This window comes from Achromobacter aegrifaciens (assembly GCF_902859965.1).
In the GTDB taxonomy this organism is placed as follows: Bacteria; Pseudomonadota; Gammaproteobacteria; order Burkholderiales; family Burkholderiaceae_B; genus Achromobacter; species Achromobacter aegrifaciens.
This window is the reverse complement of record NZ_CADIKO010000005.1, coordinates 133,873-147,258: the sequence shown is the minus strand read 5'-3', so window position 1 is coordinate 147,258 and position 13,386 is coordinate 133,873. Positions and strand designations below refer to the sequence as shown.

Annotated in this window: 12 protein-coding genes; 8 read left to right on the top strand and 4 right to left on the bottom strand. The window is 64.7% G+C overall.

Going from position 1 to position 13,386, the window contains the following annotated elements; all coding sequences use genetic code 11:
* Positions 1-28 precede the first annotated feature (28 nt).
* Positions 29-760 carry a FadR/GntR family transcriptional regulator gene (locus HV793_RS28335; protein ID WP_175214314.1) on the bottom strand — a complete coding sequence of 244 codons (732 nt, stop codon included), beginning with the start codon at positions 758-760 and terminating at the stop codon, positions 29-31.
* 291 nt (positions 761-1,051) lie between these two features.
* On the opposite strand from HV793_RS28335, the gene HV793_RS28330 reads away from it, so the two are divergent.
* Positions 1,052-2,545: a glycosyltransferase family 39 protein gene (locus tag HV793_RS28330; RefSeq protein WP_175214313.1), complete on the top strand. Its 1,494-nt coding sequence runs from the start codon at positions 1,052-1,054 to the stop codon at positions 2,543-2,545.
* A 7-nt stretch (positions 2,546-2,552) separates the two neighbouring features.
* Here HV793_RS28330 and HV793_RS28325 read toward each other — a convergent pair whose 3' ends face one another.
* Positions 2,553-2,819, bottom strand: coding sequence for a hypothetical protein (locus tag HV793_RS28325; RefSeq protein ID WP_054458311.1), 267 nt, complete (start codon positions 2,817-2,819; stop codon positions 2,553-2,555).
* 167 nt (positions 2,820-2,986) lie between these two features.
* Here HV793_RS28325 and hemN point away from each other — a divergent pair, with 167 nt between their 5' ends.
* Positions 2,987-4,417, top strand: a complete 1,431-nt coding sequence (gene hemN, locus HV793_RS28320) for an oxygen-independent coproporphyrinogen III oxidase (RefSeq protein WP_175214312.1) — start codon at positions 2,987-2,989, stop codon at positions 4,415-4,417.
* 30 nt (positions 4,418-4,447) lie between these two features.
* Here hemN and HV793_RS28315 read toward each other — a convergent pair whose 3' ends face one another.
* Complete coding sequence (locus HV793_RS28315) at positions 4,448-5,188, bottom strand: response regulator transcription factor (protein WP_054458258.1); 741 nt, start codon at positions 5,186-5,188, stop codon at positions 4,448-4,450.
* Between the two features lie 589 nt (positions 5,189-5,777).
* Between HV793_RS28315 and thrS the strand changes: the two genes are divergently transcribed.
* The 6 genes from thrS (at position 5,778) to ptsP (ending at position 12,043) form a co-directional block, all read left to right on the top strand.
* The gene (gene thrS, locus HV793_RS28310; protein WP_054458257.1) at positions 5,778-7,730 is read left to right on the top strand and encodes a threonine--tRNA ligase; all 1,953 of its coding nucleotides are present in this window, start codon (positions 5,778-5,780) and stop codon (positions 7,728-7,730) included.
* A 20-nt stretch (positions 7,731-7,750) separates the two neighbouring features.
* Positions 7,751-8,302 carry a translation initiation factor IF-3 gene (gene infC, locus HV793_RS28305; RefSeq protein ID WP_080551054.1) on the top strand — a complete coding sequence of 184 codons (552 nt, stop codon included), beginning with the start codon at positions 7,751-7,753 and terminating at the stop codon, positions 8,300-8,302.
* A gap of 154 nt (positions 8,303-8,456) precedes the next feature.
* Complete coding sequence (gene gshB, locus HV793_RS28300; RefSeq protein WP_054458256.1) at positions 8,457-9,428, top strand: glutathione synthase; 972 nt, start codon at positions 8,457-8,459, stop codon at positions 9,426-9,428.
* Between the two features lie 18 nt (positions 9,429-9,446).
* Positions 9,447-9,848 (top strand): PTS sugar transporter subunit IIA, encoded by a 402-nt coding sequence (locus HV793_RS28295; protein ID WP_054458255.1) that lies wholly within the window; start codon positions 9,447-9,449, stop codon positions 9,846-9,848.
* A 109-nt stretch (positions 9,849-9,957) separates the two neighbouring features.
* Positions 9,958-10,227, top strand: a complete 270-nt coding sequence (locus HV793_RS28290) for an HPr family phosphocarrier protein (RefSeq protein ID WP_013392913.1) — start codon at positions 9,958-9,960, stop codon at positions 10,225-10,227.
* A 106-nt stretch (positions 10,228-10,333) separates the two neighbouring features.
* A complete protein-coding gene (gene ptsP / locus HV793_RS28285; protein WP_280528348.1) occupies positions 10,334-12,043 on the top strand; it encodes a phosphoenolpyruvate--protein phosphotransferase in 1,710 nt (569 codons plus the stop codon).
* Positions 12,044-12,144: 101 nt separating this feature from the next.
* Here the strand turns inward: ptsP and amt are convergent, their stop codons facing one another.
* The gene (gene amt, locus HV793_RS28280) at positions 12,145-13,383 is read right to left on the bottom strand and encodes an ammonium transporter (protein ID WP_013392915.1); all 1,239 of its coding nucleotides are present in this window, start codon (positions 13,381-13,383) and stop codon (positions 12,145-12,147) included.
* Between the last annotated feature and the right edge of the window lie 3 nt (positions 13,384-13,386).

Genomic DNA, 13,386 nt, shown 5'->3' with positions numbered 1-13,386 from the left:
CTACAACAATGCTTCGTACAGGTGCTCTTCAGCGTGCCGCGCACCATTGCGGAGCGCCGTTCTCGTCGCCAAAGTCTTCCCGCAGGCGGGCCAGGATGCCTAGCAGATGCGCATGCATGGCATGGCGCGCGCGGATCGGATCGCGCGCCTGTATGGCCGTCAGGATGCGCTGGTGTTCGGCATGGGCGATGGCCCAGACCTTGGTGTCGACGAAGTAATCCTCCATGCGGCTGTACACGGGGCTGGCCTGCGTCAATTCCCACAGATGGGCCACCGAGGCCGCTACCGCGGCGTTGCCGCAAGCCGCGGCAATGGCGTTGTGGAATTCGCGGTCGTGGCGGCCGGGCGAGTTGCCCAGCGACATGCCCTCGTGGGCGTCGCGGATGGCGGCAATCTGGGCGGGCGACCCATGCTGCGCGGCCATGCCCGCGCACTCGGGTTCGATCAGCATGCGCGCTTCCAGCAGGTCGAACGGGCCGATGCCGTCCTGTCCTGGCGCGGCGTACGCGGGAGCGGTGGCTTCCCGGATGGCAGTGACGAACACCCCGGTGCCCACGCGCACCTCGACATAGCCTTCTATTTCCAGCGCGATCAGTGCCTCGCGGATAGACGCGCGGCTGACCTGCAGCTGTTCGGCCAGCTCCCGCTCAGAAGGCAGGCGCCCGCCGCGGGGGAATTCCCCGGCCCGGATCCGGCCGGCGATCTGGTCGGCGATGACTCGGTACAGGCGGGTGACAGCGGCAGCTTGGAAGGTGTTCATCGACGATAGGGGCGGGAACGGAGAGCCAAGTGGTCAGGCCACCAAATATAGGCATCTCATCCTTGAATAAGAAGGGAAATTTTCTATTTCAAGGGAAAACGATCACAGGGATTCCACCTCTTTCTTTGAAGTGGTCAGGCCAGCTAGGAATGTCTCGGGCGCTTTACAGTTTCCAGACAAATCCCGCACAGAAGCCCCGCTGTTGCGGGCGGACGCCATCCCATACTCCGTTGCGCCCGATACCGGGCATGTGGCAAGGCAGCGCGCTGCGGCGGCAGGAAGGGGTAGGACGTGCAGGAAGTGATGAAGCGGGCGTTCCGGCCCGAGGGCTGGTGGATAGGCTTGGGCATGGCGGTCTTCGCCCTGGCGTGGTTGACGCTGCTGGACAAGGCGGCCTTCGCGCCGCCGACTGACAATATCGAGCAACTGACCTGGGTGCGCAGCCTGGAATGGGGCTATTACAAGCATCCGCCTCTGCCGACCTGGCTGCTGTGGCCAGCGGTGCAATTGCTGGGCTGGTCGGCGTGGACGAGCTACATCGTCGGTGCGCTCTGCACCCTGGGCGCCTTCGCGTTGTTGTGGCGCTGGCTGCGGGGCATGCGCGGCAGCGGCCATGCGCGGGCGGCGTTGCTGGCCGGCCTGTGCATCACCTTCTACAACGGCCGTCTGCATTTCTACAACCACGAGATCGTGCTGATTCCCCTGGCGGTGGGCTGCGCCGTCGCGTGCTGGAAAGCCTGGACCACGCGCCGGATCGGTTGGTGGATCGTGCTGGGCGCGTGCCTGGGCCTGGGGGCTCTGTCCAAGTACCAAAGCGCGGTGACGGGCGCCGCCGTGCTGGTCTTCTGGCTGAGCCAGCGCGGCTGGCGCGACTCCATGCACCGGTTCGGGCTGCAGGTTGCGGGGTTGACCGCGCTGGCGGTCTTCGCGCCGCATCTCTGGTGGCTGGCGTACAACGGCTTCGAACCCCTGAACTACGCGATGACTTCATCGCTGGCCGCCGGCCTGCCTTGGGTTCAGCGCGCGGCGGAAGTGGCGCGGTGGTGGGGCGATCAGATGCTGAACCGCGCGCTGCCTGCGTGGGTGTTCCTGGGCGTCTTGTGCTGGTTGGCGCGCCGCCGCGCCGCGGTGGCTGCTGTGACGGCAGAAGCGCCGCCGCGCGATGCGGGCCGCGCCATCCTGCTGTCGTTCGGTTTTACGCCCTTGGTGTTCGTCAGCATCATGACGCTTGCCAGCGGTTCCCATGTGCAACTGCACTGGGGCACGCCTTATCTGCTGTTCATGGCGCCGGCGATGATGGAACTGATGCGTGGCGGCGTCTGGGAGCGCGTGCGGCCGCGCGATGCCGTGGCGGTATTCGCATTGGTCCAGGCGCTGTTGATGGTCCGGGTCGGGCTGACGTCGCCGGGCGGGGCGGGGCTTGCGCGCAAGGCGTCGGATTGGCGCTATTTCGATTCCCGGGCGCTGGCCCTGGCTGTGCACGAACCCGCCAAAGCGGCGCTTGGCGGGCCGGTCAGGGTGATATCGGGGCCGCCGGCCGAGGCCGGCGCGCTGGCCCTGAGGCTGCCGGAACAGCCGCTGGTGCTGATAGACGGACAGCTCCGTTTCAGTCCCTGGGTGCCGAAAGACGTGGCCGAGGCTTGCGGCGCATTGGAGCTGGAGCTGGAACCGAGAACGCCCGGAGCGGGGTTTGTCGCCGTTGGAAAGGATTTTCCTGGCCTGCACTGGCGTGTGACGCCGTCTTCCCGGCTTTGCGGCACGGCGTCTGGCGTGCCTCGCCCCTAGGGGCAGGCTATTGCGCCTCGTCGTCCGGTTCAGGCGTCTGCGTGAAGGCGCGCACCAGGCGCGCGATGCCGTCCAGTTCGTCGTGCGCGCCCGCTACCCATTCCGGCTTCTCGAACGGGCTGTCCGAAGGAGCGTTGTCCATGCTTGCCTTCAGGTCATTAAGCAGTTCCAGCGCCATGTCGGTGGCCTGGGGGCTGCTGCGGGTCGAGAGGGCGATGGCGATCGCCAGCGCCTGGCGCATGGCGAGCAGGCGGCCGTCCAGTTCAGTGCCCATGATGGTTTCCTTGTTGTGCATCTTTGTGACAGGCGCATTTTACGGGGGCGAGGCCGCCAGCGCGGCGGGGTGTTCTCTGGGTGGGCAGGTGGACTGGCGGGGGGCAACACGCTGGCGTTTGCGCAAGATCAACCCGGACTGGCCGGCACAGGCGAATAATTCCAGGTATGCAAGCCGCCCTACGCCCGTCACAGACAGAATCCCGCGAGCCCTCCGCCGCCAGCCCATTGTTCCCGCCGCAATTGCTGGCGCGGCTGGACAAGAACGGGCCCCGCTATACCTCGTATCCTACGGCTGACCGGTATCACGGCGGCTTCGGCGAGCAGGAGTACCGGCAGGCGCTGCAGCAGCGCCGCGCGACGGCGCCGGCCGAGCCTTTGTCGCTCTACGTGCACATCCCGTTCTGTGAATCGGTCTGTTATTACTGCGCCTGTAACAAGGTGGTGACTCGCCACCACGACCGCGCCGCCCGCTATCTGGACGCCCTGGCGGCCGAGATCGAGCTGCATGTGCGCGAACTGGGCGAGGGCGTACCCGTATCGCAGTTGCATTTCGGGGGCGGCACGCCGACCTTTTTGTCCGACGAGGAATTGTCGCGTCTGATGGAGAACCTGCGACGCGCCTTCCGCTTCGAACCCGACGCGGAAATCTCGATCGAGGTAGATCCGCGCACCGCCACGCCCGACCGCCTGGCCCATATGCGCGAACTGGGCTTTAATCGCCTGAGTTTCGGCGTGCAGGATTTCGATCCCCGGGTGCAGGCCGCTGTGCACCGCATGCAGTCGTTCGAGGACGTGCGGGCGCTGATGCAGAGCGCCCGGGCGTTGGGCTATGCCTCGGTCAACGTGGATCTCATCTATGGCCTGCCGCTGCAGACCACGGAGTCCTTTGCCCGCACGATCGCTCAGGTCATCGCACTGCGGCCCGACCGCATCGCGCTGTATGCCTACGCCCACCTGCCCGCGCGCTTCAAGCCGCAGCGCCGCATCAACGAGGCCGACCTACCCGACAGGGAGACGCGGGTGGGGCTGCTCAGCGCCGCCATCGATGGTTTTCTGAAGCAGGGCTACGCCTATATCGGCATGGACCATTTCGCGCTGGAAACCGATGCGCTGGCGATCGCCAAGCGCAAGGGGGAGCTGCACCGCAACTTCCAGGGCTACAGCACGCAGCCCGACCGCGACCTGGTCGCGCTGGGCGTGTCCGCGATCGGCCGCATCGGCAATACCTACAGCCAGAACGCCAAAGTCCTGGACGAGTATTACGCGGCAATCGAAGCAGGGCGCTTCGCCGTCGAAAGAGGGTTGGCGCTGAGCACGGATGATCTGGTTCGCCGCGAGATCATCATGGACATCATGTGCCAGGGCCGCGTGGACTACAGCCGGATAGAGGCGCGCCACGGATTGCGGTTCGCCGACAGCTTTGGCCCGGAACTGCTGCAGATGGCGAATCTGGCCGAGCTGGGCTTGGTCAACCTGCACCCCGGCGAACTGCAGGTGACCGGCCTGGGCTGGTACTTCGTGCGAGCCGTCGCCATGGCGTTCGACGGCTACCTGCGGGCGCCGGGCACCGCGGCCAGCTACTCGCGGATCATCTGAGCCGCGGCGTCGCGCAGAGCCCGGCGGCGCTCATTCGGCGAACTTCTCCCGCAGATAAAGCGCCAGCGACAAATCGTCGGACAACTGCAGCTTGCGCATGGCGCGGCGCTTGTGGGTGCTGATCGTTTTCTTGCTGCGCATCAGCCGCGCCGAGATCTGCGTGACGGACAGCCCTAGGCTGATGTGGCGCAGTATCTCCACTTCCGAAGTCGTCAATGCCGCGTGAGGATGCGTCGGCTGCTGCGGCCGGATCTTGCCGTCCTGCACCGTGAGGAACTCTTCCTTGCCCGCCAATACGCCGCGGATCATCTCCGGCAGCAGCACCATGCCGCATTCCTTGGCGAAATAGCCATTCGCGCCTGCGCGGAACGCCGCGTACTGGGTTTCCTGGCGGCTGCCCGCCGAGAAGGTGATGAGCGCCATCCCGGGGTGGTAGCGGCGCAGGCGCCGCAGATAGTTCACGCCGTCCCAGGGTTCCAGGGGCAGGTAGAAATCGACCAGGGCAACTTCGCAGGGTGAGTGGGTAAGTTTCTCCAGGAGGGACCGTGCCGAGGTCTCCCGGTGCACCACCCGGAAGCCCGGTCGGCTCTCCAGGTAGGCGCCCACGCCCACGGCAACCACGGGGTGGTCGTCCAGGATCGCCACCTTGATGAGAGGCGGCGGCCGGGACAGGAGCAGGTGCCGGCGCGTGCCCGGGCGGTCGCCGCTTTCGGCGGGCTCGGGGTTGATGTGCGGGGGCGCTTTGAGGGTGAGCGCTGAGACAGTTTTCATCGATGCTCCACATGCAGGATGGGGGAACGCCGGCGGTCGATTGCGCAGGTCGCGGGTGTCCTGAATTTGCGAAGGCAGATTACGTTTTCGCATGGCCCGCGGGAGATGAATCGCGCCAATATCAGACTGTTGCACCGTCGACCTGTCATATATGCGAGAAGCACGCGTGCAACAGCCGGGATTTAGGCCGCGACGGCAGATGAGTTTTTGAGTTATGGCGCCGCCGGGCGCACCTCGCACGCGCTCCAGGGCGCGCTGTGGCGCTTTAGCCACGGAAAAGGCGTAAATAGTGATACAATCGTCGACGATAAGCACAGCTTCTGTTGCGCAGTGCATTGTTTGCTGTTTTTGATCCCTGCCGCTGCGGCGAGCATCATTAGGTCCAGACACCATGTTTTTCCCGCTGGCACGAACTACGACCCGGAACTTTCGCCCTATGTCGCGTTAAGTTTTCGTGCGTCGGGTTTCACCGTGTCAGGTCAGCGGTAGGACTCAGCAAGACAATCCAAGGAACGCGGCTCTCAGGCCGCGTTTTTCGTTTCCGTAATTTGTTTGTTTAGTTCCCAGAACCCCCCAGGAAGCACTCCCGATGGTACAGATCACATTGCCCGATGGTTCGCAGCGCCAATATCCGGGGCCGGTAACGGTTGCCGAAGTGGCGCAATCGATCGGTACGGGCCTGGCGAAGGCCGCCTTGGGCGGCCGCGTGACGTTTGAGGGCTCGGACTCCAGGCTGGTCGACACCAGCTTCCGCATCGAGGGCGACGCGCGCCTGGCCATCGTCACCGCCAAGGACGCCGACGGCCTGGATCTGATCCGCCACTCGACGGCGCACTTGCTGGCCTATGCCGTCAAGGAGCTGTTTCCGGATGCGCAGGTCACCATCGGTCCGGTGATCGACAACGGCTTCTACTACGACTTCTCGTACAAGCGCCCGTTCACGCCCGAAGACCTGGCCGCCATCGAGAAAAAGATGGCCGAACTCGCCAAGAAGGACGAGGTCGTCACGCGCGAGGAATGGTCGCGCGACGACGCCGTCGAATTCTTCAAGAGCATCGGCGAAAAGTACAAGGCCGAGATCATCGCCTCGATTCCGTCGAACGAGCCGCTCAGCCTGTACCGCGAAGGCGACTTCATCGACCTGTGCCGCGGCCCCCACGTGCCGTCCACGGGCAAGCTGAAGGTCTTCAAGCTCATGAAGGTTGCCGGCGCCTACTGGCGCGGCGACAGCAAGAACGAGATGCTCCAGCGCATCTACGGCACGGCCTGGGCAACCAAGGAAGAACAGGAAGCCTACCTGCACATGCTGGAAGAGGCCGAGCGCCGCGACCACCGCAAGATCGGCCGCGAATTGGACCTGTTCCACTTCCAGGACGAGGCCCCTGGTCTGATTTTCTGGCACCCCAAGGGTTGGGCGCTGTGGCAGCAGGTGGAGCAATACATGCGCTCCGTCTACCGCGACAACGGCTACCAGGAAGTGAAGGCGCCGCAGATCCTCGATATTTCGCTCTGGAAGAAGACGGGCCACTGGGACAACTACCGTGAAAACATGTTCACGACGGAGTCCGAGAACCGCGTTTACGGCCTGAAGCCGATGAACTGCCCCGGTCACGTGCAGATCTTCAACGCCGGCCTGCATTCCTATCGCGAATTGCCCCTGCGCTACGGCGAATTCGGCCAGTGCCACCGCAACGAGCCCTCGGGCTCGCTGCACGGCATGATGCGCGTGCGCGGCTTCACGCAGGACGACGGCCACATCTTCTGTACCGAAGAACAGCTGCAGGACGAGTGCGCCGACTTCACCGCGCTGCTGCAGAAGGTCTACCGCGACTTCGGCTTCACGGAAGTGCTGTACAAGGTCGCCACGCGTCCTGAAAAGCGCATCGGCACGGACGAAGTCTGGGATACGGCCGAAGCCGCCCTGATGGAGAGCCTGCGCCGCACGGGTTGCGAATTCGAGATCTCGCCGGGAGAGGGCGCGTTCTATGGCCCCAAGGTGGAATACACCCTGAAGGACGCCATCGGCCGCCACTGGCAGTGCGGCACGATCCAGGTCGACTTCTCCATGCCCGTGCGCCTGGGCGCCGAGTACGTGGACCAGAACGACCAGCGCCGCCCGCCGGTCATGCTGCACCGCGCGATCCTCGGTTCGCTGGAGCGTTTCATCGGCATGCTGATCGAAAACCACGCCGGCGCCATGCCTCCCTGGCTGGCCCCGGTGCAGGCCGTCGTATGCTGCATTTCCGAACCTTCGGCCGATTATGCGGCTGAAATCACGCAAAGCCTGAAAAAACAAGGCTTTAGAGTAGAGTCCGATTTGCGCGGTGAAAAAATCACTCGTAAAATTCGGGAGCACAGCCTGCAAAAGGTGCCGTACATCCTCGTCGTCGGCGACAAGGAAAAGCAAAACGGCACCGTAGCCGTACGCGGACTGGGCGGATTGGACCTCGGAGCCATCGCATACGACGAATTCGTCGCGCGCTTGTCCGAGGACGTTTCCACCCGTCGCGACGTCGTTCATCCTGATAGCAGCGCTGCTTAACATTTCTAGGAGCTTTCAACATCGCCACTGAAAAAGCCAATCGCATCAACGGTGAAATCCGCGTCCCCGAGGTGCGCCTGATAGGTCTGGACGGAGAACAGCTCGGCATCGTCAAGATTGCCGACGCCTTCCGTCTTTCCGAGCAAAGCGACGTGGATCTGGTGGAAATCGCGCCGAACGCCGAACCGCCGGTCTGCCGTTTGATGGACTACGGCAAATTCAAGTACCAGGAGCAGAAGCGCCAAGCCGAAGCTCGTTCCAAGCAGAAGGTCATCCAGGTCAAGGAAGTCAAATTCCGTCCGGCCACCGACGAGGGCGACTACCAGGTCAAGCTGCGCAATCTGCGCCGCTTCCTCGAAGAAGGCGACAAGGCCAAGGTGACGCTGCGTTTCCGTGGCCGCGAAATGGCCCACCAGGAACTCGGTATGCGGGTGCTTGAACGTGTGCGCGACGATCTGCTGGAACTTGCCCAGGTCGAAGCCATGCCGAAGCTCGAAGGCCGTCAGATGGTCATGGTGCTGGCGCCGAAGAAAAAGGCCGTGCCTGCGGGCAAGCCTGAGTCGGCTGCCTGAGCTCCTGCCGTAGTCTCCCCAGGGAGGCTACGCCGCCTGTGCGATCTGCCGCCTGCCATGGCGCCGGCGGGTTCGCTAATTGGGCGGCTCTGCGCTACGATGTCATAAAGCCGCCTTCCCGCGAGGGAAGGCGGTGTCCGTTCAGGGTGTCGCGATGCATGTATTGTTCGTTTTGGATCCCTTGCCGCTGCTCAAGGCGTACAAGGACAGCTCTGTCGCCATGATGCGCGCCCTGGTGGCGCGCGGCCATACGCTAAGCGTGGCCATGCAGGGCGATCTCTATATCGAGGCGGGCACGGTCAAGACCGCGGCCACCCCCATCGAACTGGTCGCGGACGCCGATCTGCACGGCCACGACTGGTGGCGCGAGTCTGCCGCCCGGGATCTGCCGCTGGCGGAATTCGGCGCGGTGGTCATGCGCAAGGATCCGCCGTTCGACATGGAATACGTCTATTCCACGCACCTGCTCGAATATGCCGAGGCGCAAGGCGCCCGCGTGTTCAACAGCGGCGCGGCGATCCGCAACCATCCCGAAAAGCTGGCCATCACCGAAATCAGCGAGTTCACCGCGCCCACGCTGGTGACCCGCAGCATGGCCCGTCTGAAGGCGTTCCACGACGAGCATCACGATGTCATCGTCAAACCGCTGGACGGCATGGGCGGCACGGGTGTGTTCCGGCTGCAGCCCAAGGATCCCAACCTCAACGCCATCCTGGAAACGCTGACGGACAATGGCGCGCGCACCATCATGGCGCAGCGCTACATTCCGGACATCGTCAAGGGCGACAAGCGCATCCTGCTGATCGGCGGGGTGCCGGTGCCGTACTCCCTGGCCCGTATTCCGCTGGCCGGTGAAACCCGCGGCAACCTGGCGGCCGGCGGCCGCGGCGTGGCCCAGGAACTTTCCCCGCGCGACCGCGAGATCGCCGAGGCCGTGGCTCCCAAGCTAGCCGCCCGCGGTCTGCTGCTGGTCGGCCTGGACGTCATTGGCGATTACGTCACTGAAGTCAACGTCACCAGCCCCACCTGTTTTGTGGAAATCGCGGAGCAAACCGGTTTCGACGTTGCCGGCATGTTCGTCCAGGCGCTGGAAAAGGCCGTGGCGACCCCTGCCGCTGCCGCTTGACCCGCCAGGATCCCTGTCATGACCACCGGTATAGTCATCGTCGTGCACGCGCCCCTGGGCGCGGCGATACGCGATTGCGCCAGCCACGTCATGGGCAACCTGGACGGCATGCTGGCCATACACGACATCCAGCCTGAAGACCGGCCGGACGACCTGGCGCCGCAAGTCCTAAAGGACATCCTGGAGCAGGAACATGGCGCGGGCGTGCTGGTGCTGACCGATCTGATCGGCGCCACGCCCGCCAATATCGCCAAGCGCGCCGTCTCCGATGCCCAGGCCCAGGGCATCCAGTGCTGCGTGCTGGCCGGATTGAATACCCCGATGCTGCTGCGGGCCCTGACCTATCGCAATCTGCCCTTGGCCGAAACCCGCGAGAAGGCGCTGGCCGGCGGGCTTCAGGGCGTCTTACGTGTAGACTGACGGGCGGAAGTTTGCCCTATTATGTCGGCTATCCATTCAGGCCGATTGACGGTTCGACGGTTTGCTGTGATCAACACTGCGGCCTCATGCCGCAGCCATAATATTTCCTATGCCTAATACAGACATCGTCATCAGCAATAAACTGGGCCTGCATGCCCGGGCGGCTGCCAAGCTGACGCAGCTGGCCAGCAAGTTTTCCAGCGAGATCTTCATCTCGCGCGGCGCGCAGCGCGTGAACGCCAAGAGCATCATGGGCGTCATGATGCTGGCGGCCGGGCTGGGCGTGACGGTTAAGCTGGAGGCCTCCGGCAATGACGCCGATCAGGCCCTTTCCGAAATTCAATCATTGTTCGACAGCAAATTCGGTGAGCAGGAATAGAATTTCTTCCGAATCGGCCGGCCTGAGCGTTGCCCAGGCCGGCTCGTCTACGACCCTCAATGACGCACCCAACAACGGGGCTGGTTCTGCCAGCCCCGTTGTGTGTCTGTACGGCAAAGGCGTGGCCAAGGGATACGCCATCGGCCGCGCGGTCGTCATGGGTGCGGCGGCGCTGGAGGTCGCGCACTACCGCATCTCGCCCGAGGACGTGCCTGCCGAAAGCAGCCGGCTCACCGATGCCCTGGCTTCGGCGCAGCAGGAACTGCTGCAGCTGGCCGATACCTTGCCGGCCGACGCGCCGCGCGAGCTCGGCGCCATGCTCAACGTGCACAGCCTGCTATTGGGCGACCCGCTGCTGGCCGAGCAGACCCTGGCGCTGATTGCCGAACGCCACTACAACGCCGAATGGGCGCTGACGACGCAGGGGCAGATCCTGGGCCAGCAGTTCGACGCCATGGAAGACGAGTACCTGCGCGAGCGCGGGGCCGACGTGCGCCAGGTCATCGAACGGGTATTGCATGTGCTGGCTGGCACCTCGGCCATCCTGCCCGACATGTCCCACATGGGCGGCGACGACGCGTTGGTGGTCGTGGCCCACGATATTTCGCCCGCCGACATGCTGCGCCTGCGGGGCGGCCGCTTTGCCGCCTTCGTGACGGACCTGGGCGGTCCCACTTCGCATACCGCCATCGTGGCGCGCAGCATGGCCGTGCCAGCGGTGGTCGCCATGGGCAACGTGCGGGAACTGGTCCGCGACGGCGACATGCTGATCATCGACGGCGCAGCCGGCGCGGTGATCGTCAATCCGTCCAGCCGCATTCTCGAGGAATACCGCCGCCGCCAAGCGGCCTATGCCGACGAGCGCGCCGAACTGAGCCTGCTGCGCGACGAGCCCTCGGTCACGCTGGATGGCATTGATGTGGTGCTGCACGCCAACATCGAACTGCCGGACGAAGCGGCGCTGGCATTGGCTTCCGGCGCGCACGGCATCGGCTTGTTCCGCAGCGAATTCCTCTTCATGGGGCGTCCGGACCTGCCGGGCGAAGAAGAACAGTACGAAGCTTACTCGTCGGTGGTCAAGGTGATGGCCGGCCGGCCCGTCACGATCCGCACGCTGGACATCGGCTCGGACAAGACGCTGGATGGCGAGGCCACGGTGGCCACCAATCCCGCGCTCGGCCAGCGCGCCATCCGCTATTGCCTGGCGCGCCCGGAGATGTTCGCAACACAGTTGCGCGCCATCCTGCGGGCCTCGGCCCACGGGCCCGTGCGCCTGCTGATACCGATGATTGCACATATGCACGAGGTGGTGGCGACCAAGGCGGCCATCGAATCGGCGCGGCGCGAACTGGACGCGCGCGGCCAGGCCTATGCGCCCCACATGGAAGTGGGCGCCATGGTCGAGGTGCCCGCCATCGCCATCGCCATCGAACCCTTTGCGCAGGCGCTGGACTTCCTGTCCATCGGCACCAACGACCTGATCCAGTACACGTTGGCGATCGATCGCGGCGACCACGACGTCGCGTCCCTGTACGATCCGCTGCATCCCGCGGTGTTGCGCCTGGTCGCGCACACCATCAATGCGGGCGAGCGTGCCGGCAAGCCGGTTGCCGTGTGCGGCGAGATGGCGGGGGATTCGCGCATGACCCGGCTGCTGCTGGGCCTGGGCCTGACCGAGTTCTCCATGCACCCTCAGCAACTGCTGGACGTCAAGCGCGAGGTCCGGCGCGCGCACTCCAACGCTTTGCGCGTGAAGGTGGCCAGCGCCCTGAACCGCGCCTTGCCGGTGGATCTGGACACGCTGGACCTGGCCTGAGGCGGTTCGTCGCTGCATCAAAAAAGGCGCCGGGGCAGAATGCCCCGGCGCCTTTTTTATCCCCGCCCACCTATGCCATCCGGTGGGGAGGGGTTCCAGGTTTAGCTGTGGTACGCCGATTCGCCGTGGCTGGTGACGTCCAGGCCTTCGCGCTCCTGATCTTCCGGCACGCGCATGCCGCACAGGGCGTTGGCGATCTTGTAGGCGATCCATGCCACCACGCCGGACCAGACGATGGTCAGCAGTACGCCTTCCAGCTGGACCCACAGTTGATGGCCGATCATGCCGGGCTCGGCCAGGCCGGGGCCGCCGAGGATCTGCGCATTGAACACGCCAGTCAACAGGGCGCCAACGATGCCGCCCACGCCATGTACGCCGAACACGTCCAGTGCGTCGTCGGCGCGCAGCAGGCGCTTCAGGCCGTTCACGCCCCAGACGCAGACGATGCCGGCGATGACGCCGATGACCAGCGCGCCCACGGGGCCCACCAGGCCGGCGGCCGGGGTGATGCCGACCAGGCCTGCGACGGCGCCCGAGGCGGCGCCCAGCATCGAGGGCTTGCCCTTTACGGCCCATTCGGTGAACAGCCAGGACAGCACGGCGCCAGCGGTCGCGATCATGGTGTTGAAGAAGGCCAGCGTGGCGTTTTCATTGGCGGCCAAGGCGGAGCCTGCATTGAACCCGAACCAGCCCACCCACAGCAGCGCCGCACCCACGAAGGTCATCGGCAGGTTGTGCGGCTGCATGGCTTCGCGGCCGTAGCCTACGCGCTTGCCCACCACGTAGGCGCCCACCAGGCCAGCCACGCCAGCGTTGATGTGCACCACGGTGCCGCCGGCAAAGTCCAGCGCGCCCTTCGCATTCAGCAGGCCCGGCGCCGTTTCGGACGCGAACCAGACCATGTGTGCGATCGGCACATAGGCGAAGGTGAACCAGATCACCGTGAACACCAGCACCGCCGAGAAGCGGGCGCGTTCGGCGAAGCTGCCCACGATCAGCGCGCAGGTGATGCCGGCGAACGTGGCCTGGAATGAGGCGAACAGCAGTTCGGTCAGCGAGTTCGACATGGCGTACTTGCCGTCGGACGGGGTGAACATGCCGGAGAAGAAGGCGCGCGACAGGCCGCCGAAGAAAGCGTTGCCCTCGGTGAAGGCAAGGGAATATCCGTAGATGAACCAGAGCACCAGGCCCAGCACGAACGTGCACAGCACTTGCAGCAACACGGACAGCACGTTCTTGCTGCGTACCAGGCCGCCATAGAACATCGCCAGACCGGGTACGGCCATCATCAATACAAGCAGGGTAGAGACGAGCAACCAGGAGATATCTGCTTTATCCATTTT

What these genes read in the sequence shown, in the direction of transcription:
- HV793_RS28335 (WP_175214314.1), bottom strand. Translation starts at nt 760, where the DNA reads ATGAACACCTTCCAAGCTGCCGCTGTCACCCGCCTGTACCGAGTCATC.
- HV793_RS28325 (WP_054458311.1), bottom strand. Translation starts at nt 2,819, where the DNA reads ATGGGCACTGAACTGGACGGCCGCCTGCTCGCCATGCGCCAGGCGCTG.
- hemN (WP_175214312.1), top strand. Translation starts at nt 2,987, where the DNA reads ATGCAAGCCGCCCTACGCCCGTCACAGACAGAATCCCGCGAGCCCTCC.
- HV793_RS28315 (WP_054458258.1), bottom strand. Translation starts at nt 5,188, where the DNA reads ATGAAAACTGTCTCAGCGCTCACCCTCAAAGCGCCCCCGCACATCAAC.
- thrS (WP_054458257.1), top strand. Translation starts at nt 5,778, where the DNA reads ATGGTACAGATCACATTGCCCGATGGTTCGCAGCGCCAATATCCGGGG.
- gshB (WP_054458256.1), top strand. Translation starts at nt 8,457, where the DNA reads ATGCATGTATTGTTCGTTTTGGATCCCTTGCCGCTGCTCAAGGCGTAC.
- HV793_RS28295 (WP_054458255.1), top strand. Translation starts at nt 9,447, where the DNA reads ATGACCACCGGTATAGTCATCGTCGTGCACGCGCCCCTGGGCGCGGCG.
- HV793_RS28290 (WP_013392913.1), top strand. Translation starts at nt 9,958, where the DNA reads ATGCCTAATACAGACATCGTCATCAGCAATAAACTGGGCCTGCATGCC.
- amt (WP_013392915.1), bottom strand. Translation starts at nt 13,383, where the DNA reads ATGGATAAAGCAGATATCTCCTGGTTGCTCGTCTCTACCCTGCTTGTA.